Genomic DNA, 22,368 nt, shown 5'->3' on the forward strand with positions numbered 1-22,368 from the left:
CAAGCTTTTTTTGTGTGTATTTCTGTAGGAAGGTGTGCCTTAAGCCAATACCTTCATCACATCCGCGATCTTCCGCTGATGCGACAGGACACCGTAATTCATCCAGGCCATGAAATCCACCTCGTACACGCAGTGGTTGCGTACAGCAGGCAGGCTTCTCCAGAGCTGTGTCTCCAGCAGCTCCCGGCTCTCCCCTTCCTGAAGGTCAAACGTGATGAACAAATGATCTGCGGTCAAGCCTGACAGCTCTTCATTGGTCAGATTGACACGCTTCTGTCCCCGGGTAAGACGCTGAACGGCAGGATGCCGCTGCAGTCCCAGATCTTCATGCAGAACATGGGCTGAGTACCCCAGATTCTCACTGCCATACAGGGCAATGCCATGGGCAAAAATACGCAGCAGCGCCACTGTCTGCCCCCGGACGCTGCGGCTGAGCAGCCGCCTGGCCTGACGGGCTTGCTGTTCATATTCGCTGATGACCTCCTGCACCCGACCCGTTCTCCCGAAGACTGCACCTGCGCTGCGGAGCGTGGCCCTCCAGTCTTCCTGATGGAACGGGAGCCGGAACAGCGGGGCGACATGGCTGCATTCCCCCAGCTGCCAGCGCTGGAAGCCGTCATCCAGCATAATCAGCTCAGGACTGTAACGGATGAGTCCTTGCCAGTCTCCGCTGGAGATATCGAACGCCGGAACCTGATCCAGCCCGAGGTATTCCTGCTTGCCCCACTTGGCATGGCAATACTGCACGACCGGAGTAATGCCGAGTGCCAGCAGATAATCCTCCAGAAAAGGGGCAAATACCCGAACGCCCTCCTGATGGAGGCTTCTGTATTGTCCGGGAGTCACCCCTACTGTTCTTTTGAAGCGCCGGTTGAAATAATACTCATTGCTGTAGCCTGCAGCCAGGGCCACCTCATGCAGCCGGTCCCGGGTCAGCAGAAGCTGCTGCTGTGCCCGTTCAATACGCAGCCCGTTCAGGTGCTCCAAGGGCATCCGGCCCGTAATTTCTTTGAACATCTGCGTATAACGCGCACGCCCGATCCCTGCAATCTCAGCCAGCTGATCAACAGATAACGGTTCACTGCAATGCTCTTCCATATAGCGGATCGAGGCTTCCACGGCCTCACGGTCATCCTTAGCCTTCAGTACCGGAGTATTCGCCCGCATAATCAACAGCAGCAGCTCCTGGAACCGGGTCTGAGCAGCGAACCATTCGATATTCTCCGGACGCCGAGAGCTATAATAGATGGAATCCAGCAGCAGAGCACACTGTGAGAACGGCCGGCAGTCCAGATATCCCGGGCTGAGCAAATATTCTGCATGTTCCTCCTGCCCCTTATCTCCGGTGCCAAGCTTGACGTGCCCTGCGGGAATCAGCGCGAACTCCATTCGGTACCAGCTGATCCCCTGCTCGCCGGCCTGAATCCGGTTCAGTGATCCGGCTTCGATCAGGAACCCGGCCCCTTTGTCCAAAAAGTATCTTCTGTCCTCTGCCTTCAGCCACCCCTGCCCTTCGGACACAATGATTAGAGTATGCTCCTGATAGACTTCGGTCTGATCCTTCCCAGACGGGGAGCGTGTAACCGCTTCTATATTTATCAGGCTGTGGAGCAGCCTTCTCCTGGTGTGTTCCTGCAACTGTTCGGTCATTCTGCCGCCCCTCCTGACTGAGAATCATTATCATAGACTCCAGTGTAAAACAAAAAAGAAGATCTATCAACCTTGCGGATAGACCTTCTTCTCACTCATAGACTCACGGCCTCTTAACGCTGAATTACTTCACCATTGCCTTAAGCAGATCATCCAGCTTCATCTGGTTGGCGGTAATCCCCCCGGATTGCCAGTGGGAACGCTCCATCCGGTAGATATTGCCGTTCTTGACCGCAGGCAGGTTCTTCCAGAGGGGTCCATCCAGCATCTTGATGGCTTCTTGATTGGCTTCACTGTCCCATCCGCCGTTGTCAGGGAAGATAATGATATGGTCCGCCCCAAGCTCCGGGATCACTTCCTCGGAGATGATCGACTGGAATTCCGTCATCTCAGCGGCCATAGGAACAGGTGTCAGACCGAATTGATTATAGAGCACACCGGTAAAACGATTTTTGACTCCAAAAAGAGCAACGGTTTTGTCTGCCACATTAAGCCGGATCACAGCCACCTTCTCCTGTCCCAGTGCCTGCTGCAACGCGGCTTTGCCAGCTGCCACCTTCTGGTCATATTCTGCCAGTACAGCCTTCCCCTTCTCAGGAATACCGAGCGCGTCTGCGACCGTTGTAAGGATTAGCCTTGAATCCTGCAATACGCTCTCCGGCAGGCGGAAGGTTGGAGCTACCAGGGCATACTGCTCAACCTTAGCGGCATCTACACCACCATCGGTAATAATCAGATCCGGATTCTTATCGAGCAGCGCTTCTATGCTGCCGCTGATATCAAATTCAGGCACATCCAGATTCAGATAATCCTGCTTGCCCCAGCTTGGATGGTACCACTGCACCACCGGGGTGACGCCCAGTGCCTTCAAATAGTCTTCCAGATAGATCGCTGCCACCCGCTGGGGGTTCACGGGAATTTCGACCTCTCCGAATTCCCCGGCAATCGTGCGGGTTGCTCCTTCTGAGGATGGCTTGTTCCCAGTCTCCGCAGGAGCTGCGCTGGCAGCTGCCGCATTCCCTGTCTGGACATCCTTGCTGTCCGCAGCCTTATTATTTCCGCACGCCGCGATAGCGGACATTGCCAGCATAAGTACAGCGGTCCAAATGATTTTCCGGCCCCAATTGTTCATGTCTCTCTTCACTCCTGTGTCTAATTTCATTGATAATCATTCTCAGATGATCTTAAACACAATAGTAGCATGCCGTGATCAGCTTACAATGCACTTTCTCAGCGAAAATCTTATACAAACTTATAGTTTGACCCCGCCAAGCTGACGGGCCCATCGTTTATAACCGGTCTCCCACATATCTGTCGCGTCCGGCCCCCATACCGGCTGCGAACAGCAGTACGCTTGCTAAGACAAGCAGCGCAAGCGGTACATTCCAGCTCCCCGCAGCATCATGCAGCAGGCCAAACAGTGCAGGTCCCGCCGCCGCCAGCAAATATCCGGCAGACTGAGCCATCCCTGACAGCTCGCTGGCCTCCTGCGCTGTCCGGGTGCGCAGGCTGAAGAACATCATCGCCAGACCGAAGGCGAAGCCCCCGGCAATCCCTATGCAGATAGCCCATAATGCCATCAGTGCGGTACTGCCCAGCCAGACGCCAAGGATGCCAGTGATAAACAGAACCGAAGTGATCACCACCGGCAGCCGCTGGCTCTTCATCCTTCCCACCCAGAGCGGCACGAAGAAGGTGAACGGCAGCTGGGCCAGCTGCATCAGCGAGAGAATCCAGCCGGCATGGCCGGCAGACATCCCTCGCTCACCTAGGATCACCGAGAACCAGGCGATCAGCACATAATAGAGCAGGGATTGCAGCCCCATGAACAGCGTCACCTGCCAGGCGAGCGGGGAGCGCCAGATCCGCACGGCCGAAGAGCGGACGGCGCCTGCACTACTCTGGCCGAGACTCTTCATCTGCGGAATCCAGAAGAGGGTTGCCAGAGCAGCGATCACAAACCAAAGGGCCAGGGTTCCCCTCCACCCAAGCCCGGCCGAGGTTGCCAAGGGAACACTCAGCCCCGAAGCCGCCGCACATATGTTCATGGACACGGTATAGATTCCGGTCATCAGACCGATGCGGTGCGGAAATTTCCCCTTGATCAATCCCGGCAGCAGCACATTACAGACGGCAATCGACAGACCGATCATCGCCGTACCTGCGAAGAAGGTTACTGTACCGGAAGCCGAACGAACCAGAATTCCCATGGACAGCGTGAGCATGGCCAGCACCAGGATATTGGGCAGTCCCAGCTTGCGGGCAAGCCGGGGCGCAAACGGTGACAGCAGGGCAAAAGCCAGTAAAGGCAAAGTTGTAATCGCTCCCGCCAGAGTATTAGACAACCCCAGGTCATCCCGGATCATCTCCAGCAGAGGTCCGACGGAAGTGAATGGGGCGCGCAGGGCAGCGGCCACACAGATGATTCCGGTGACGAGCATCCATCTGCTGCGGATATCCGCAGCAGATGAGGACAAGGCCGGGCTTGTCCTCTTGTTATTTTCACGGCCGAGCTTCATGTTGTACCTCCAGGTCGCAGCAAAGCACCCGTCAAGCCCGGGGCTTGTCAGGGAATACAGCCGCTATATGTATTACACCCTTCAACCAAGGCGCATTATTTCATTATACCATATCGCTTGATGGAGCAGCCTCCTAGGCAGAAGAAAACCGCCGGTCTCAGGGCCGGCGGCAGGGCAACAGGTGAAACAGAATTAGAGACAGAAGGATTTAGTGATGATGACGAGCAGGATGAACAGAACCAGAATCGCTCCAGTCGAAGTGAAAACTCCGCCGTATCCCCCAATATTTTCGCTCATGTTAACTCCTCCTTTATGCCTGTATACTGTTAAAATATGTATAAAATCGCCTTTCGGTATGGGTTAAACGGCAATGAATTCCGCAGTATATTTCTAATTTAAATGTTCTCACCGTTGACAAAACGTGTAACCCGCTTTAGTATCCTAAACATAGGTTCAGTTGAGAATCAATCTCAATAACCAGATACATAACATATTACAGAAAAGAGTGAACAAGAGATGCTGCGTCGTTTTTTCTCCTATTACCGTCCTTACAAGAAGCTGTTTATCCTTGATTTCACCTGTGCGGTGGGTGCCGGTCTGCTGGAGCTTGCTTTTCCGGTGGCTGTCAATAAATTCATTGATGATCTGCTGCCGGGTCAGGATTGGCCGCTGATTCTGATTGCCTGCGTTGCCCTGCTCGGGATCTATGCGCTCAATACGGCGATGAATTATGTCGTTACCTATTGGGGGCATATGCTGGGCATTAATATTGAAACCAATATGCGCAAAAAAATGTTCGATCATATCCAGAAGCTCAGCTTCCGGTTCTTCGACAACAATAAAACAGGTCACCTGCTCGGCAGAATAACCAATGACCTGAACGATATCGGGGAAGTCGCGCATCACGGGCCGGAGGATGTGTTCATTGCCGTTATGACGCTGGTCGGCGCATTTGTGCTGATGGCCGATATCAATCTTCAGCTGGCCGTGATCACGTTCATCATCGTGCCGATTATGGCCTGGGTCATTATCCACTTCGGACGCAGTATGACCGAGACTTATCACCGTCTATTCGGCAACGTAGGGAACTTCAATGCCCGGATTGAAGATAATGTCGGCGGAATCCGCGTGGTCCAGTCTTTTGCCAATGAAGAATTCGAGAAAGAGCTGTTCGCTGTGGACAACCAGAAGTTCCGTGAGACCAAGCTGATGGCGTACAAGCTCATGGCCAAAAGCTCGTCGGTCAGCTATATGATGACCCGTCTGATCACCATTGTAGTGATGGTCTGCGGGGCGTGGTTCTTCATTCAGGGAGAGCTGGAAATCGGGGAATTCGTCGCTTTCATTCTGCTGTCCAACGTCTTCTTCCGGCCGATTGAGAAGATTAATGCTGTAATCGAGAGTTATCCGAAGGGGATTGCCGGCTTCAAACGTTATCTGGAAGTCATTGATACCGAGCCGGATATCGCTGACAAACCGGATGCAGTAGTGGTTGGCCCGCTTCGCGGGGATATCAGCTTCAGCAATGTCAGCTTCGGCTATGAAGACGACCGCAAGGTGCTGGAGGATATTAGCCTGAGCGTTAACGCCGGTGAGACGATTGCCTTCGTCGGACCCTCCGGTGCGGGGAAAACAACCATCTGCAGCCTGCTCCCCCGGTTCTACGATGTGACCGGCGGCGCGATCTCCATCGACGGGATCGACATCCGGGATATGAAGCTCAGTTCGCTGCGCAAGCAGATCGGAATCGTACAGCAGGACGTGTTCCTCTTCTCCGGCACGATCCGTGAGAATATTGCCTACGGCAAGCTTGATGCAGGGCTGCAGGAAATCTGGCAGGCTGCCCGTCAGGCCCGCCTGGAGGAGCTGATTAACAGCCTGCCGAATGGCATGGACACTGTGATCGGCGAACGCGGTGTCAAGCTGTCCGGCGGACAGAAGCAGCGCCTGGCCATTGCCCGGATGTTCCTGAAGAATCCGCCGATTCTGATCCTGGATGAAGCGACCTCTGCGCTCGATACCGAGACAGAAGCAGCGATCCAGCAGTCACTGGCCGACCTGTCGGTGGGCCGCACCACGCTGGTCATTGCCCACCGCCTGACGACGATCAAGAACGCTGACCGGATCGTTGTTGTCAGCGAGGACGGCATCTCCGAGGAAGGCCGCCACGAGGAGCTGGTGAACGCCGGAGGCACTTACAGCCGCCTGTACCAGGCGCAGTATAATGCTTAGGAAATTCTGTTGATGCCGGAACAGTATTAATTAAGACGTTGCACATGAATACCCTTGCGGGATACAGCCATTGGCTGTATTTCGCAAGGGTATTTTGCATTATTGTGCTTGGTTTGCTGCAACCTCCGATGAATATTTTCGTCTAAGAATACAATTACTGGATTTCCTTCATCTATTATGATTCTGAAGAAAGCGGGGCCATGCTATGAGAATTAAAATGCTCATCGTGTTAACGGTTGTTGTACTCTTGTCCGGCTGCTCGAAAGGGGATCGGATAAAGGGAAGCTCTGAAATTGATTGGGTAGATTTTGTTAAAATAAATGGAGTTTCATACTCCGGATCTTGGGACCGCGTCATTAAGAATCCAAGTCAGGTCACTACTGAGATTGTTGGTAAGGTGGATTTTAAAGTCGCGGATGTTGTCACTAATCCGGATTACCGGATAAAGGATGGGGATGCTGCCTTTTTGGAGAAGGGAACCCCGTTATACCGTGTTGAAGGCTTTAAGATCAATGAAGTCATTGCTGCTATGGATGAAGCAAGCATTGGGGGCTACCGCATCTATGTAGAGGATGATTTCACTAAAAACGTACGGCAATCTTATAAAGACATAAATAAAGACAAAATAGAACGAATTGAATTATTCCATCTGGAGGATGTTAAGCCTTACAGGACTTTATCCGGCAGTGAAGCCAAACGGTTCGTTCACCTGCTGGAAAGCGGGAAAGACACACCCGACTATACCCCGCAAAATAAAGAAAAAGATCCGGAATACTATAAAGTAGTCTTCTACACCGATCAGCCGTTTGCCTACGCTTTTTCTCTTGCCGATGATGGGGTCGAAGTATATTTCTTCCCCTGGGACACCCGAATAGTAGATAAGGACCTCCGGACACTCATTCAGCCGTAGACAATCCGTCATACTGTCAAAAAAGCTGCCGCAATGGCATAATCACCAGTGGGGCAGCTCCGTCTTATTTTTTAGCAATATGGCACTTCAGCAGCTTGCCCTTCACGGTAGTCTCTTTCATCGCCTGCAATACAAGCGAGCCCTTGCCGTTCAGAATATCGACGTAGGTGACGTTATCCTGAATCGTGATGATCCCGATGTCCTCAGCCGAAATGCCCTCAAGCTTCGCAATGGTGCCAACGAAATCGACCGCGCGAAGCTTCTTTTTCTTCCCGCCGTTAAAGTACAGCTTCATGATGTCCTGGTTCATAACCTCGGTTTTGCCGGCTTTGCGGACTTGCTGCTTGCCCAGCTTCTGGTCGAAGGCTGGTTTGGCATAGGCCACAGCATCATCCGAAGGAGCCTTCATCTCCGGCAGGCTGAAGCCGATATAGCCTTCGATTTCCCTGACCCATTTGTGTTCATTCGGCGTCACGAAGGTGATGGCTTTGCCGCTTTTGCCTGCGCGGGCAGTCCGGCCGGTGCGGTGGACGTAGCTCTCTTTTTCGAGCGGGATATCGTAATTGATGACATGGGTAATGTTCTCGATATCAATCCCTCTGGCTGCAACGTCGGTGGCGATCAGATAACGGAACTGGCCCCGCTTAAAAGCATTCATCACCTCAAACCGCTCGTCCTGCTCCATGCCGCCGTGAATCTTGTCCACCGGATATTCGAGGTCGGCCATCCCGCGGAAGAGGGCATTCACCTGCTCCTGGGTCCGGCAAAAAATAATACAGCTATCCGGGTTCTCCACCGTCAGCAGGTCGCTAAGCAGTCCGAACTTGGCAGCTTGTACAACCTCAATCAAGGCATGTTCAATCGATGCTGTCGTAATTCCGCTGGCTTCAATCTCAATATCCACCGGGTCCGTCATATACTTCCGGCACAGATTCTTGATCACTTCCGGCAGTGTCGCCGAGAACAGCATCGTTACACGTTCCTTGGGCAGCTGCTTAATGATCTTCTCGATCTGCTCGATGAAGCCCATGCTGAGCATTTCGTCCGCTTCGTCAATCACCAGATATTGTATCCGGCTCAGGTTCAGCGTACCGCGCTCAATATGGTCGAATACACGGCCCGGCGTGCCTACAACGACATGCGTCTTCTGGGTCAGCTCCAGCTTCTGCGGGGCAAAAGGCTGCTTGCCGAACAAGGCTACCGCCTTGATCCGCTTGAAGCGCCCGATGTTCGTAATATCCTCTCTCACCTGCTGGGCCAGCTCCCGGGTAGGGGTCAGCACCAGCGCCTGGGGTTTGTTCTCCGCCCAGTCGGCCAGCTCGCAGAGCGGGATGGCGAAGGCTGCGGTTTTGCCGCTGCCGGTCTGAGACTTGACGATCAAATCCTGCCTCTTCAGCGCTACCGGAATCACCTTCCGCTGCACCTCGGTGGGGTCCACATACTTCAGAACCTCAAGCGCGCGGATAATCTCCTCATTCAGACCATAATCACTAAACTGTACTTGTTCTTCACTCATATTATATTCTACCTCTTCTATGCTGATTGTTCCGGTTCAGGCGGGGCCAGCCCGCGTTCCATCCATCTTGCGCATTATTCCATTATAACACCTACTCCGCCCCCTGATTCCATTCCTTATCGAATTGCTCCAGAAAAATCAGCATGAACCGGTGCCGCTCCTCCGCCAATTGCTTGCCGTACGGGGTGTTCATGAGGTCCTTCAGCTTCAGCAGCTTCTCATAAAAATGATTGACCGCCGTACCCTTGGAATAATCGCGGTATTCCTTCTTCAGCGATTCGTCACGCGGGGGAATCTCCGGATCATAGACCGGACGGCCCTTCGCACCGGAGAAAACCATCGTCCGCGTGATGCCGATCGCCCCGAGCGCATCCAGACGGTCCGCATCCTGGACCACCTGCCCTTCCAGCGTTGACATGGGCTCCCCCCCGCCGCCGCTGAACGACATTGTCCCGATGATCTCCATAATATGCCTGCACGCAGCTTCATCCGGCAGATGTGCGGTGAGCCATGTTTGTACTTTGAGCAGCCCCGCCTCCTTGGAGGGGTTCAGCTTCTCGTCTGCTACATCATGCAGCAGGGCGGCTATCGTGCAGATCACCACATTGGCCCCTTCAATCCCGGCAATCAGCGCAGCCGTATTCCGCACCCGGTTCGTATGGAACCAGTCATGGCCGGTGGTATCCTGGCCGAGTTGCTCCTTCGCGAAGTTCTCTGCTGCTGTAATCAGCTCTGTATGGTTCATTATGATTGCTCCTTTATGGAAAATAATGCAGGTCTTGCGCGGTTGCTCCTGATCCGCTATAATGTGCTGTAATCCAGCCGGAAGGGAATTGATTCGCATGAACCGCTTGTCCATCATAACGAATCAACTTCATCATCACAAGCAGCGTTAGCACACCTGAATTCATTCAGGGAGGGCTAACGCATTTCGCGTTTGACCTCCCTGCGGCATAGATAAGCGCGCGGGACCACGGGGTCCGGCGCGTTTTTTATTTACACGGAATTCACTTACAAAGGAGAGCTAATCATGCAGAATATTAAAGGAACTTATGATTATTTCGGTCGGGAGCAGGCCATTCGCCAGAAGGTGCGGACTACGCTTCAGGAGCTGTTCGAGCTGTACGGCTTCGAGCCGATGGATACAACCCTGCTGAATGAGCTGGAGCTGCTGACCTCCAAATACGCCGGGGGCGATGAGATTCTGCGCGAAATGTACCAGCTGGCCGATCAGGGCGGGCGCAGGCTGGGGCTGCGTTACGATCTGACGATCCCTTTTGCCAAGGTGATTGCTTTAAATCCGGGAATTGAATTCCCCTACCGGCGGTATGAGATCGGGAAGGTGTTCCGGGATGGTCCGGTCAAAAAAGGCCGCCTGCGCGAATTCCTGCAATGTGACGCCGATGTCGTCGGTATTGCCGGCCCCCAGGCGGAAGCGGAGCTGATGCAGCTCGCCGCAGAGGCGTTTCGCCGCCTTGCGATTCCGGTTGTGCTGAAGTGGAACAACCGCCGCTTCCTGGGCGAGATCCTGGGGGCGGTTGGTGTGACGGAGCAGGAGCAGCTCTCGGTCATGCTGACCCTCGACAAGCTGGCTAAGATCGGCAGCGGCGGGGTGCTGGCAGAGCTGACAGACAAGCAGCTAACCGCTCAGACGGTTACACTGATCTCGGAGCTCATGGAGCTGAAGAACCCGGGATTCAAGGAACTGGTGGAGCGGTATAAGCTTGAAGGTCTGCCGGGGACACTCGAAGTGCAGGCCTTGCAGCAGCTGATTGATGCGGTTGGACTTGCGGACATGTGCGTCTTCGATCCATTTCTGTCACGCGGGCTGTCATTCTACACGGGGACAGTCTATGAAATCTTCGATGCTTCAGGCAGCTATCCCTCAAGCCTGGGCGGCGGGGGCAGATATGACGCGATCATCGGCAAGCTCGTGGGGCGCGACGATATAGAGTATCCTACAGTCGGCATCTCCTTCGGGATGGAGTCGATCATGGCCCTGCTCGGCGAACGCCGGGAGCAGGCAGCGGCGGAGCGTTCCGGCGTGCTGATCATTCCCATTGGCGGTTATTTGCCTCAGGCTCTGGTTGCTGCCGCAGCTCTGCGGGCCGCTGGTATCCGGACCACGGTGGACACGGGCACGCGCAAGCTCAAAAAAACACTGGCCGCAGCCAGCGCCAAAGGCATCCGGTATGTCATTATGGTCGGTGAGAGCGAGGCGGCGGAGGGTAAGCTGCGGCTGAAGGATATGGAGCTGGGGAGCGAGCAGCTGGTTACATTGGAGGCGGCGGTTCGCTTGACTTCGCAATGATGGTTGTTAAGTAAATTGGAGTATCTCCCCTCGCCTGTTTGGCTATCAGTATAGGATCAGTTTCAGATTACGCGTGGCGACAACATATTGTTGCACTTTTAGCAGGATTTCGTATCGCTCCACAGTTAAAAAGTAAAGAAGCTGCAAGCAGTCTCTATGATCCGTCCTTATGATCCATAGAAACTGTCTGTACCCTGCGCGAGCTGTCCCTGTACGCTTTGGGCGATAGACCGCTGCAATTCTTGAACACACGGTTGAAGTGGCGCACGTTGCCGAAGCCCGTCTCCTCGGCGATTCTGCTGATCTTCTCCCCGGTGAAGGCCAGCTTCCGGCGGGCCTCCTCCATGCGGATGTGCGTGACAAATTCGCTAAAGGTGACGCCGGTCCTCTGCTTGAACAGATTGCTGAAATACACCGGGTTCAAATATACCTTATCCGCTACCTCCTTGAGGCTCAGCGGATGATGATAATGCTGTGAAATGTAGCGCTGGGCCACAGTGACCGGATCGATATCCTTCATCTCTCTGGACTCCGCAATGCAGCCAGTCAGTGTGAGCAGCAGCCCCCGGCATTTCTCAGCCAGCTCCTGCCGCGAGGAGAGGCTGCAGACATCGAACAGCACCTTGCGGATATCCTTCGACCCCAGCCACGCTTCGGTCACCTCAAGCTCCTCGGACAACTCGTAGTAGTACAGCAGCAGCTTGCAGATTTGCTGGTGAATGCTCTCAGGTGATTCCGCTGTGCTGCACAGCTCTTCGATCATATGCTCCACAATCGGGCCGATGCCGGCTCCTCTTCCGCCGGTAATCGACTTCTCCAGGATCTCCCAGGACCACTTCAGGGGGCCGCTGCCTTCGTTGGGGCGCTGCTTCATTTTGGCATAATCCATCAGCTTGTCACCACCTTCAATCAACCTGTACAGGAGGGCAATTCCGGCCTCGTTGTAGGCTCTGGGGATTCCCGGCAGCCCTTCTGCCGGATTGCTGACCCCGATCGTCACCGTCAGATTGGACAAGGAACGGATCTGCCTGCGGATCAGGTCCCCCAGTGCCCCAGGCGCTGACAGGGAATGCTGCGGATCTGCTGTATTCAGCAGGGCAACCACCTCAGTATCCGACTGCACGAAGCTTATCCCTACGGCCTGACGATCGATCATCTCCTGGACGACCTGCTGGATATACAGGAGGAACAACGACGCATCTCCCCGCTGATAACGCTCCTTCTCCACGGAATGCTTATCCAGCTTGATGACCATGCAGATGAAATAGGGATGACCGAAGGCGAAGCCCAGCTCACGCAGCAGCCGCAAGTCGCTGTCCGCCGTCTTGCCTTTCAGCAGACTGTCCGCCAGATGACCGGCCACATGCCGTTTCAGCACAGGCTGCACCTGCCACGGCTGATCGCTTCGCGCAGACTGCTTGTGACGCTCGGCCAGCTCCTGCCGCAGCCGCTCCAGCACGCGGCCCAGCTCCTGGCGTTCCACCGGCTTCATCAGGTAATCCTTCGCCCCCTGGCGCATGGACTGCTGCACATAAGCGAATTCATCATAACCGCTGACCACGATGGTCATCAGATCCTTGAAGCGACCCGCAGCCAATTGCTGCAGCTGGATACCGTCCATCCGCGGCATGCGGATATCGGTGAGCAGCACCTCCGGAGACAGCTCGGCCAGCTTGTCGAGTGCATCATAACCGTCGCTGGCTTCACCGACCACCTCCCAGTTGCTGTCCAGGCTGGTGATCATTTTGCGCAGTCCTTTGCGGAAGACCGATTCATCGTCCACAATCAATATTTTAGGCAACCCCGTCATCCTCCCTTGCAATGCCCTGATGATGAATGACCGGCAGCTTGAGCACGGCCTTGAAGCCCTGATACGGCATACTCTCCAGTGAGAGGCCGTATTCCTCCCCGTAATGCAGCACGATCCGGCGGTGGACATTCAGCAGCCCGTTGCCGGAGCGCCCGCCGAGCTCCTCCGTATTCCGCAGATGCTGCCGGAGCGCCTCCAGCGCCTCCGCATTCATACCGATGCCGTCATCCTCGACCGTAATTGTAAGCACCTGATTGCTGCTGCCTGTGGTCAATGTAATCACGCCCCGGCCCGCCCCCTGGTCCAGCGCATGATTGATCGCATTCTCGACCAGCGGCTGGATCATCAGCGGAATGACCTCGCAGTCCAGCAGGGATGGTTCAATATTCATCGTGAATTGAATCCGTTCCTCATAGCGCATCTGCTGGATGGCCATATAGCCGCCTACATGATCCAGCTCATCCTGAAGCGTCACATGCTCCTTGCGCCCGCTGAGACTGTAACGCAGCAGCTTGCTCAGATTATTGGACATGGTTATAATCTCCGGGCTGCCCTCAAGCTCGGCGTACATGCTGATCGAGCCCAGTGTATTGTATAGAAAATGCGGATTGATCTTGCTCTGCAGCGCGGCAATCTGCGCATCCTTCTCGCGGATTTCCGTCTCATAGAGCAGATAACCCAGCTCGCTGAGCTTGGCAATCATGCCGTTAAACGAATGGCCCAGCAGCCCCACCTCATCCGTCCCGCTCACCGGAAAGGCCTGACTCAGATCGCCGCGCTCCACACTGCGCATGAGCCGGCTCAGCTTGCGCAGCGGCTGCGTGATCCGGTAGGCAATGAACACATAGAGCAGCAGGGCCAGTCCTACGCAGATAATGCCCGTAAGAATAATATACGTGCGCAGAACCTCGGTCTCCTTCATTAGACTGGCTACCGGCACCACGCCCACCGTTGTCCAGCCAGTAATTTCAGAGGTTACATGAGCCACCAGCAGCCCTTCCCCCTCCGACTTCACATGGCTGACCCCTTCGCCCGTTCTGCCGAAGGAACCATCAGCTACTCCCTGCGGAATTCCGTGATCCTTGCCGGTAACCAGGTTGCCGGAATCATCCGTAATGTACAGCAGCTCCTGGGGGTCCAGCGTTACCTTCGACAGAATCTCACGGATGAACTTGGGGTCCACATCAATGACAATGTACCCGAGCGTGACGCCGTCATCGAAGCTGCGCAGCTCCCTTACGATGGAGAAAGCCTGATATACATTTCCGCCGCTGGACCTTAAATCATGCGTGGCCACATAGACTGGCTGTCCATAATGCCCCTTGAACTTATTCAGCCAGCTTACATTCTCATCCAGCTTGTAAGTCGTGACATACTGGCTCTCCGGCATGACCACATAGGAAGCTCCGCCCGTACCGTACAGGGATACGCCCAGAATATCGACCCGGCCGTTCAGAAACACCTGGGTGACGAAGCTGTTGAGTCCGCTGATCTCATCCAGCGTCAGGGGTTCGCCGGGAGCACGCTTCGTGGCCAGATAATCGGTCACCTTGGGATATTGATAGGGCATCACGGTCAGCCGGTTCAGCTCATTCATATAGGTATCGATATTCAGGGTAAGCTGCTTCAGCGTCTGAAGCTGGTAATCGCCTACCTTGCGCTCCGTCGTTTCGGTGAAACGGGCAAAGGCGAAATAGCCCATCAGTCCCAGCGGAAGCACAATGAATACGACATTGATAAGAATAAGCTTGCGCGCAAGCGCCAGGTTCCTGAACCAGCCGCGAAAGGATTTCAACCGCATTCCCCCCCTTGCTCCCTTACAGTCATTTCTTCAGTTGAAGGTTGATGCTGTCCACCGCCTGCTGCAGCGCCTGCGCCGGACTTTGCTCCTTGTAGATCATCCGCTCAAACTGCCGGATAATCTCTTCATTAATACTCCACTGCCTCATATTTCGCGGCCAGTAGACTACGGAGTTGGCGGTATTCGCATAGTCACTGCGGAATTTCAGCGCGGAATACGCCCCGCTCTCCACGACCTTCCGGGAGCTCGGGACATGGCCCGCCTCCGCCCACATCACCCCGTGCTCCACGGCCCAGCGGGCAAAAACCATCGCCGCCCTCCGTTTCTCCGCACTCATCTCACTTTGAGCCGGAATCGCCAGCGTATGCGAGTCTCCCCAGACTGCCGGATGATCATATATGACCGGAACCGGCACAACCCCCAGCTCCAGCTTCTCAGCCTTCTCAAAAGCGCCCGTGCCCCATACCCCGGTAATCAGCACCGCCGCCTCCCCGTCATAGAACAGCTTGAAGGCATCATTGATCCCTGGCGGAATCAGCTCCCGCTGGTACAGACTGTTGACGAACTCCAGCGCCTGTAACGATGCCTTATTATTGAAGACCGCCTGTGTGCCGTCCGGATTGTAAAAGACACCACCGCCCTCGATCTGATTATACAGGCTCCACCATAACCACACGGAATCAATCCGCGTGCTGGGCAGAGCCAACGGCGCGACACCGGGCGGAACGGATTGCTTCAGCTTTTGCAGAAAAGCGGTAAAGCCTTGCTCTCCCCGGCCGATCACCGGTTTATCCGCTGTGTCCAGCAGCCCGGCCGCTCTTAAATATTTCTTGTTATAGTAGAGCACCAGAGTATGCGTATCCAGAGGCACCGCATAATGAGCGCCTCCGTAGACGGTGGATTCGGCAATTTTGGTGCTGAACTGGCCCCAGTCCAGGCCCGTCTCCGCAGCCACTCCGTCAAGGGGCTCAATATAACCGTTCTGCACGAACTGCGGGAGATTGGTGGCATGGATCACCGCCAGATCCGGCGCATTGCCGGACAGAATGGCTGTCCGTAGCCGGGAATAGTAATCATCCAGCCGGGAGTTGATCTGATCGACCCGGATATCCTGATGTTCCTTGTTGAACTGCTCCACCAGCCCGGTCATGAAGATATTGTCTCCCCCGCTGAATGGGGTCCAGTATTCGAGAATTACCGGCTGGACAGCAGGTGCCGGCGGCGTCTCCTCCCTCTCTGCACCACACCCGCCCGGCAGCAGCAGTACAATCAGCAGAATTGAAAGCGTAATCAGTTTATTCCGTCTGTATCCGGTCTTGCAGCTCGTATCTCTCATATGAGTAAGCCCCCGTCTTGCTTCCCGTCTATGAATCTGCCTGCTCATTCACTCTTCTGCCATATATCCATATAATCTATACTGAAGCTGCCTTGTCTGTCAAAAAGAATGATCTCGTTCTCTCCCCTCTGTAATTTCAGCTCTAGTTGCCACAGGGAAGGCTGATTGCGTTCCTGCGGGAGGGGGGAATAGACCGTCTTCGCACCTCCGTTCACCGACAGCTCCAGCTCCGCGTCCGGCGAAGCATTCATCACCGCCGCCAGAACCGTGTAGGTTCCGCTGTGCGGGACCTGAAGATTGCTGAACTTCAGCGAAGCTCCGCGGCCGCTTAAGACAGCCGCAGCCCCGCCTGAGGCATAGAGATTATCCTCTGCCGCAGCGTTCCCCTCCATAGCCTGGGCCTCGCCTTCATATCGCGGAATTTCAATCGCTTTCACCTCCGTCACAGCACCCTCGGGCAGCTCTATGGCTACTGTATTCTTCCCTGCTGTGAACGGCAGGCTCACATAAGCATAACCGGTCTGGCCCTCACCGGATGGCGGCAGTGGAAGCGCTGCCGCCGGCCCGCCATTCACCGAGACTGCCGCCCCGGCCGGTTCTCCACCCGGATTCACATAATGCACCAGCAGCGGGAGCATGCTGTCCACCGTGGACGGCAGCGACGGGAATTCCAGCTTGTTCCCGCTGCGCTGGGCGGCTTCCGCCTGGAGCACGCCCATGCCTGCGGGAACCGGGATGGCCTCACTCAGCGGCAGCAGCTTCCCGAAGACCGGCAGGCCGTCAGCGTCCCAGCTAACCGGCTGGGCCCGTGCCTTGCGGTTATTCCAGCCGTCATCCGCCCCTGTCGTGGCATGATAGACGATCCACTGCTCACTTCCGTCCGGCGAGACCGTGAATGAATTATGCCCCGGACCGTAGACTCCGGCGGCTTCATCCATGGCCAGCAGCGGCTGTTCCGCCTTGGTCCAGTCTGCCGCCTCCAGCGGGTTGCCCCCGGTCTTCAGCGCAAGCAGTCCCAGGCTGTAGTACGGAGTCCAGCTTCCCGCACCGGAATAGACAATGAAGACACGGCCGTTATGATGAAGGACGGACTGGCCCTCATTAATATAAGGCGGGCCTCCGGCCTGCTCCCAGGGAAGCAGCGGCTCGCTCAGCAGCACCCGCGGTCCGCTGATCGTCAGCGGGTCACTCATCGGAGCAATATAGGTATTCTGAGCAGCGTTTTCCTCCCCTTCCCAGCCGGACCAGACGAAATACAGCTCCCCGTCCACCTCCATCGCCAGCCCGTCGATCGCCCATTTATTACTGCTGTCAGTTACCTGGCCCTTGAAGGTATAACTGCCCAGCGGATCACCGCTGTCCGCTTGCAGCACATACATCCGGTGGTTCTCGTTCTGTCCGTCATCTGCGGCAAAATAGATATACCAGCTTCCACGAATATACTGCAGCTCGGGGGCCCAGAGATTCGCCGAGTAGGCCGTCTCCGCCGGCGGGTACCATAGGACCTTCCGCTCCGCCTGGCGGAAATCCAGGGTGAGCGACTTCATCACCATAATATCCGTTCCGTTATGGGTGAAGGTCATATAATAATATCCATCCTTGTAGATCACACTCGGATCAGGCGTATCGATCTCAGCCAGCGTGTTCTTGAATGTTCCCCCATGCCCCTTATAGACTTCATCCTTAACGCCGTTATTGGGCTTCAGCAACAAGTATGCACCTCCAGCGAGTATAAGGAACAGAAGCGCCGCAAGGGAGTAGATTATTCTACGTGAATGTTTGCCTGCCCATGCCTTCTGCGATATTTCTGATTTCGTGCTCATCTGCTTCCCTCCCCGTCTCCCGCTATTTCACTCCCGAGCTGGTAATCGCTCTGACGAACGACTTCTGGCCGGCAATGAACAGGATCAGCACCGGCAGCGCCGCAATGGTGGTCATGGCCATTAATTTACCATAGCTCTGGGTATAACTGCCGGTGGCCATCATGGCAATCCCTGCGGTGATCGTCCGCATCTCCGGAGAGGTGGTCGCGTACAACGGCCAGACAAAATCATTATAAATCCCCATAAAGGTGAAAATCCCCAGTGTCGTCATGATCGAAACCGCTGAAGGCAGCAGAATTCTCCGATACAGATTCCATTTGTTCACCCCGTCGATCCGGGCCGCTTCCTCGATCTCCTTCGGGAAGGAGACAAAGAACTGGTACAGCAGGAATACCCCGAATGCCCCGGCGGTAGCCGGGAGGATCAGCGCCTGATAGGTATTGATCAGACCGAGTGTATTGAATTCGATGTACATCGGCAGAAAAGTCAGTACGCCTGGAATCATCAGCGAAGCAATGAACATCGCCAGCAGCGTGCGGCGCAGCGGCAGATCCGGCAGACGGGCCAGGGCAAACGCCGCCATGGAATCGATCAGCAGTACGATCGCTGTGCCCGCAATCCCCACCGACAGGGAATTGACAATCCAGCGCAGAATCGGGGTATTCATCAGCTCCCCGCTCAGCCCCTGGACGAAATTATCAAGCGTCGGCTTCTTCGGCAGGAAGTTCATCCGCCCGGAGAGGGCTTCAAAATCATTTTTGAACGCCGTCGACAGCATCCAGACCAGCGGCAGCAGCACGAGCAGCGCAATCAGGATGGCCAGCAGCAGCAGGCCTGTTCTTTTGGCTTTTCCCATCTATACCTTCTCCTTCCGGTTCGTAAGACGGAACTGTACGATAGACACCAGCATGATCAGCAGCGCCATCAGAATTGCCATCGCCGAAGCCGAACCGATATCCTTGCGCACGAACGCCTGGTCCAGCACATTGATCAGCAGCACCCGGGTGGTATCTCCCGGCCCCCCGCGCGTCAGCAGGAACGGCTGGGCGTAAATATTGAAGGAGGCAATGGTTGAGGTGATCATCACGAACAGCATAACCGGCCGGATCGAAGGCAAAGTAATCGACACGAACCGCTTCCAGGCATTCGCCCCGTCCATGGAAGCCGCCTCATAGTAGTCCTCAGGCACCTCATTGAGCGCATTGACAAAAATAATCATATTGAAGCCGATTGTCCACCAGAGTGTCGTAAGCACCAGCGCAATCCAGGCCCAAGGCGTAGCGGTCAGCCAGGGGATACCGGTTAAGCCCAGCTTTTGCAGCAGACTGTTAATGAACCCGGCATTGGTATCGAACATCATCAGCCAGATAACAGCCATCACGGAAGCTGACAGCGCGTAGGGCAGGAAATAGAAGGTCCGGAACAGACCCCGGAGCTTCGCCGGCAGCGCATTGACCAGCATCGCTATCCCCAGCCCCGTAACGATCAGCAGCGGAACCGAGTACAGGACAAACTGGAGGGTGGTCCACAGACCGCGGAAGAAAATACTGTTCTCATAGGTCCCCGGGGTGAAAATGGTCATGTAATTACGCAGCCCCACAAAGGGGTGGGCGGCAGACAGCAGCTCGAAGTCCTGCAGGCTGATGACAAAGCCATACAGAATCGGGAAAAGCAGAAACAGCGCGAAGGCAGCCAGATAGGGCAGCACGAACAGAAATGAGGTCAAGCGTGAAGTCCATAGGGTTTTCAAAAGTGATTCCTCCTTAGCATAAGGATAAGGAAAAGCGGGAAGCTCCCGCTCCCCGCCATACCAACCGAAAGATCCGCTCCACGGAGCTATTTCATCGCCTGACGGGATTTGGCTACAGCATCATCCATCGCCTGCTGCGGTGATTTTTTGCCAAGAAGGGCACTGCTCAGCTCTCCCCATACCGGCTCGATAATGGTCCCCCAATTCAGCACATTCGGTGCGAACTGTACGGAGGAGAAGCTCTGCGATACCGTACTCTGGAACTCCATCGCCTTGAATTCGGCGCTGTCCATTATGGTCTTGGAAGCTACCGCCTGCCCGGATTCCGCCCAGTCCAGCGAGTTGCCGGAGACATATTTCAGGAAATCGCCGATCCCGGCCAGCTTGGTGCTATCTGTCACGGACTTGGGAACGACGAAGCCATGCGAGCCTGCATAAATCGCCTGCTTCGCCTTGCCGATCTGCGGCATGACGGCGACGCCATAATTAAGTCCGGCTTCATCGAACTGGGATTTCATCCACGGTCCGTTGAACTGAATGGCGTTCTTGCCCTGCAAGAACAGGGTATTCTCACCATCCTGCTGCACATTGGCCGGGGAGACTCCCTTGTCTACCATATCGCGCAGCCACTGCACCATCTCCACCGCTTCAGGAGAATTGTAGGCTACATCCGTCCCGTTCCAGAGCTCCCCGCCATTCTGCCAGACGAGGGACGGGAAGATGAACTGCTGCGGCCAGAGGGTCGGCACTACGTATCCGTAGACCCCCTTGGATTTGTCCGTCAGCTTCAGCACAGCGGCATCGAATTCGGCGCGGTTCGCTGGAGGCGCAGTGATGCCCGCCTTCTCGAACAGATCCTTGTTGTAATACATAACGACCGGATGAATGTCCAGCGGGATCGTATACAGCTTGTTGTCGATCGTGGCATATTTCACCGGAGCTTCGGCAAAATCAGCCGGGTTGATCCCGGCCGCAGCCGCCAGCTCATCCACAGGCTGCAGTTGCTCCTTGCTCTGGTACGTCGGCACCTGATCGACATGCATAATCATCAGGTCCGGCTGTTCCTTGCCGGTACTGAGCGCTACATCAAGCTGTTTGTAATATTCGCCATTCGGCTGGATCACGAAATTCACTTTGTATTGATCCTGGGAGCTGTTGTATTTATCAATAATTTTCTTCATGAACGGGCCATCCGAGCCGGAGAAGGGTGACCAGAACAGAAGCTCTGTCTTTTTGCCGCTGCCGCTGTCCGCCCCCTGCGTGGCCTCTCCGCCGTTCGCGCCTTTATTCTTCGCATTGTTACCGCCGCAAGCGGTTACAACCAGTGCCAGCATCATAACCATCAGTAATAGTGATGCTCCCTTTTGCATAGATCGCTTCATCTGTATACTCCCCTTTGACCGGTGATTCAAAGCTGACTGCTCTTTGATGTCTTTATGTTACCGCCGCAGGGGAGGGCAATAAATGTCCTCAGGCTAGGTTCAGTGGACATATTTACAGATTGCACAGCTTCATTCTACTTGCACAGGTTCGATTCTCTTGAACAAAAAGCGGGAGTCCGCCAGATATTCCTTTAGATAGGCCAGCGCATACGGCTGTTCTTCACGCAAGCTGGGCAGTTCATCGGGATTAGAGATGTGGTGGCTATAGTTCCCGATCATGATCTTGACAAAGAAGCATTCCAGCTTCCGTTCATAATCCGGCTCCAGCGCACGGACACTGCTGTAGCCTCGAATTAGGCTCCTGCGTTGCTCCGTGGACAGCTCCAGCAGAGCGGCGGCCAGATCATACAGGTAGAAGCCGTAGCCGCAGAGGCCGAAATCAATCGCCCGGGGCTGGCCGTCAGCGAACACCACATTCCCAAAGTGCAGGTCACCATGGATCAGGCCATAACTGCCGGGGTCTGGCGTCATGGCCTCGAGTTCACCCGGGATTCTGGCGGCGGCAGCCTGATAGAGCTTCCACCCCGGTTCCGGCACCAGAGCCTCATGATGCTCCTCCAGCTTATCCCATCCCTTGCGGAAGCTGTCCGCTCCCCAAGCCGGACGGATGAACTCCGCCGATGGTACAAACTGTTCGCCCGCTTCATGCATCCTGGCCAGCATCACGCCTACAGCGTGGAGCTGCTCATCTGTCAGATTGCCCGCTGAATGCTCGCCTTCGACCCAGCGCATCAGGGTAACATAGTTAAGCTGCTGTGCTCCACCGTAAGGTTCATTGCCAGCTTCATTTCCAGCCTCAAGGATATATCTGCCGCTTGAATTGGGCAGCCCCACGGGGACAACCAGCTCCGCTGTCTGACTGAGATGGCTGAGCCACTCCAGCTCCGACAGAATCTCCTCCCGGCTGCACCGTTCGCCATGAATCCGCAGCAGCAGCTTGCCCGCAGTTTCCGTCTCTAGCTTGAAGGTGACGCTATCGGATTTTCCAATATATTCGATCTTCGTCCAATCTAATTCGTACGCCTTGAGCGCCCGCAGTACTCTATCCCTTGTTGCCGGTTCTATCTTCATCTTCCTGCCCCCTCATATGGATGTCTGCATTCATTATAGGGTTGGCGGAGGCAGCGGACATAGATAATAGACAGGTATAACCTGACTTTTGCACAAAACAAAGAGGCTGCTCCAAGAGTCATAATGCGACTTCTTGGAACAGCCCTACTGTTCAGGGTGAATCAGGTTGAGTGCTAGGCGTGAGCGGTTGTGTATGG

Annotated in this window: 17 protein-coding genes; 3 read left to right on the forward strand and 14 right to left on the reverse strand. The window is 55.1% G+C overall.

What is annotated here, in order from left to right:
• Window positions 1–39: 39 nt before the first annotated feature.
• The 4 genes from MHH78_RS25345 to MHH78_RS25360 all read right to left on the reverse strand — a co-directional run bounded on the left by MHH78_RS25345 (window position 40) and on the right by MHH78_RS25360 (window position 4,466).
• A complete protein-coding gene (locus MHH78_RS25345) occupies window positions 40–1,650 on the reverse strand; it encodes a helix-turn-helix domain-containing protein (RefSeq protein WP_341169215.1) in 1,611 nt (536 codons plus the stop codon).
• 124 nt (window positions 1,651–1,774) lie between these two features.
• Window positions 1,775–2,782, reverse strand: coding sequence for an ABC transporter substrate-binding protein (locus MHH78_RS25350; protein WP_341169216.1), 1,008 nt, complete (start codon window positions 2,780–2,782; stop codon window positions 1,775–1,777).
• Between the two features lie 157 nt (window positions 2,783–2,939).
• Window positions 2,940–4,169, reverse strand: a complete 1,230-nt coding sequence (locus MHH78_RS25355) for a CynX/NimT family MFS transporter (RefSeq protein WP_341169217.1) — start codon at window positions 4,167–4,169, stop codon at window positions 2,940–2,942.
• A gap of 192 nt (window positions 4,170–4,361) precedes the next feature.
• Window positions 4,362–4,466, reverse strand: coding sequence for a YjcZ family sporulation protein (locus MHH78_RS25360; RefSeq protein ID WP_209874443.1), 105 nt, complete (start codon window positions 4,464–4,466; stop codon window positions 4,362–4,364).
• Window positions 4,467–4,685: 219 nt separating this feature from the next.
• Between MHH78_RS25360 and MHH78_RS25365 the strand changes: the two genes are divergently transcribed.
• A complete protein-coding gene (locus tag MHH78_RS25365) occupies window positions 4,686–6,401 on the forward strand; it encodes an ABC transporter ATP-binding protein (RefSeq protein ID WP_341169218.1) in 1,716 nt (571 codons plus the stop codon).
• A 205-nt stretch (window positions 6,402–6,606) separates the two neighbouring features.
• Window positions 6,607–7,311: a hypothetical protein gene (locus tag MHH78_RS25370; protein WP_341169219.1), complete on the forward strand. Its 705-nt coding sequence runs from the start codon at window positions 6,607–6,609 to the stop codon at window positions 7,309–7,311.
• 64 nt (window positions 7,312–7,375) lie between these two features.
• Here the strand turns inward: MHH78_RS25370 and MHH78_RS25375 are convergent, their stop codons facing one another.
• Complete coding sequence (locus MHH78_RS25375) at window positions 7,376–8,827, reverse strand: DEAD/DEAH box helicase (protein WP_076078309.1); 1,452 nt, start codon at window positions 8,825–8,827, stop codon at window positions 7,376–7,378.
• A 91-nt stretch (window positions 8,828–8,918) separates the two neighbouring features.
• Window positions 8,919–9,572, reverse strand: coding sequence for an HD domain-containing protein (locus MHH78_RS25380; protein ID WP_076078307.1), 654 nt, complete (start codon window positions 9,570–9,572; stop codon window positions 8,919–8,921).
• 285 nt (window positions 9,573–9,857) lie between these two features.
• Here MHH78_RS25380 and MHH78_RS25385 point away from each other — a divergent pair, with 285 nt between their 5' ends.
• Window positions 9,858–11,138 carry a histidine--tRNA ligase gene (locus MHH78_RS25385; RefSeq protein WP_341169220.1) on the forward strand — a complete coding sequence of 427 codons (1,281 nt, stop codon included), beginning with the start codon at window positions 9,858–9,860 and terminating at the stop codon, window positions 11,136–11,138.
• A gap of 154 nt (window positions 11,139–11,292) precedes the next feature.
• On the opposite strand, the gene MHH78_RS25390 is transcribed toward MHH78_RS25385, so the two are convergent.
• The 8 genes from MHH78_RS25390 to MHH78_RS25425 form a co-directional block, all read right to left on the reverse strand.
• Complete coding sequence (locus tag MHH78_RS25390) at window positions 11,293–12,939, reverse strand: response regulator (RefSeq protein WP_341169221.1); 1,647 nt, start codon at window positions 12,937–12,939, stop codon at window positions 11,293–11,295.
• Entirely contained in the window at window positions 12,932–14,743 is a 1,812-nt protein-coding gene (locus MHH78_RS25395; RefSeq protein WP_341169222.1) for a cache domain-containing sensor histidine kinase, read from the reverse strand. Before MHH78_RS25395 ends, MHH78_RS25390 begins: the two co-directional genes overlap by 8 nt.
• A 28-nt stretch (window positions 14,744–14,771) precedes the next feature.
• Complete coding sequence (locus MHH78_RS25400) at window positions 14,772–16,085, reverse strand: ABC transporter substrate-binding protein (protein WP_341169223.1); 1,314 nt, start codon at window positions 16,083–16,085, stop codon at window positions 14,772–14,774.
• Window positions 16,086–16,129: 44 nt separating this feature from the next.
• Entirely contained in the window at window positions 16,130–17,908 is a 1,779-nt protein-coding gene (locus MHH78_RS25405) for a family 43 glycosylhydrolase (RefSeq protein ID WP_341169224.1), read from the reverse strand.
• A 22-nt stretch (window positions 17,909–17,930) separates the two neighbouring features.
• Complete coding sequence (locus MHH78_RS25410; RefSeq protein ID WP_341169225.1) at window positions 17,931–18,764, reverse strand: carbohydrate ABC transporter permease; 834 nt, start codon at window positions 18,762–18,764, stop codon at window positions 17,931–17,933.
• Complete coding sequence (locus MHH78_RS25415) at window positions 18,765–19,658, reverse strand: carbohydrate ABC transporter permease (RefSeq protein WP_341169226.1); 894 nt, start codon at window positions 19,656–19,658, stop codon at window positions 18,765–18,767.
• A gap of 86 nt (window positions 19,659–19,744) precedes the next feature.
• Window positions 19,745–21,040, reverse strand: coding sequence for an ABC transporter substrate-binding protein (locus MHH78_RS25420; RefSeq protein ID WP_341169227.1), 1,296 nt, complete (start codon window positions 21,038–21,040; stop codon window positions 19,745–19,747).
• A gap of 129 nt (window positions 21,041–21,169) precedes the next feature.
• Window positions 21,170–22,171 (reverse strand): phosphotransferase enzyme family protein, encoded by a 1,002-nt coding sequence (locus tag MHH78_RS25425; protein WP_341169228.1) that lies wholly within the window; start codon window positions 22,169–22,171, stop codon window positions 21,170–21,172.
• Window positions 22,172–22,368: the final 197 nt, after the last annotated feature.

This window comes from Paenibacillus sp. FSL H3-0333 (assembly GCF_038002805.1).
GTDB classification, from domain to species: domain Bacteria; phylum Bacillota; class Bacilli; order Paenibacillales; family Paenibacillaceae; genus Paenibacillus_AQ; species Paenibacillus_AQ silagei.